The sequence below is a fragment of the Achromobacter sp. SIMBA_011 genome (assembly GCF_046535435.1).
Classification (GTDB): domain Bacteria; phylum Pseudomonadota; class Gammaproteobacteria; order Burkholderiales; family Burkholderiaceae_B; genus Achromobacter; species Achromobacter dolens.
On sequence record NZ_JAWRWN010000731.1, the window covers coordinates 1 to 259 of the forward strand.

The 259-nt window shown below is 64.5% G+C and carries 1 protein-coding gene; it reads left to right on the forward strand.

Features of this window, described 5'->3' with window-relative positions:
• Window positions 1-26 precede the first annotated feature (26 nt).
• A partial coding sequence (locus SB816_RS32895) for a hypothetical protein (protein ID WP_410548367.1) occupies window positions 27-259 on the forward strand: 233 nt, incomplete at its 3' end.

The following is a 259-nucleotide window of genomic DNA, read 5'->3' on the forward strand; positions in this document are numbered from 1 at the left end:
CGATACGTCCGGGCCAGGAACAGCAGGTGGCACTCGTGCGCCGGCTGGCACGAACCGGCATTACCCATGTCTTCATCGGCGCCGAGCGCAACGATGTCGCCATCATCGCCAGGGATGCTGCTTCCGAAAACATTCCCCTCACCATCATGGGCGGCGATGCCATGAATGCGGCGAACAATCCCGTCGCACTTGCTCAGAACGTGCTGGCGATCACGCGCCCCGCCTATGACACGCTGCCCTCGGCACAGGCCGTCGCCGG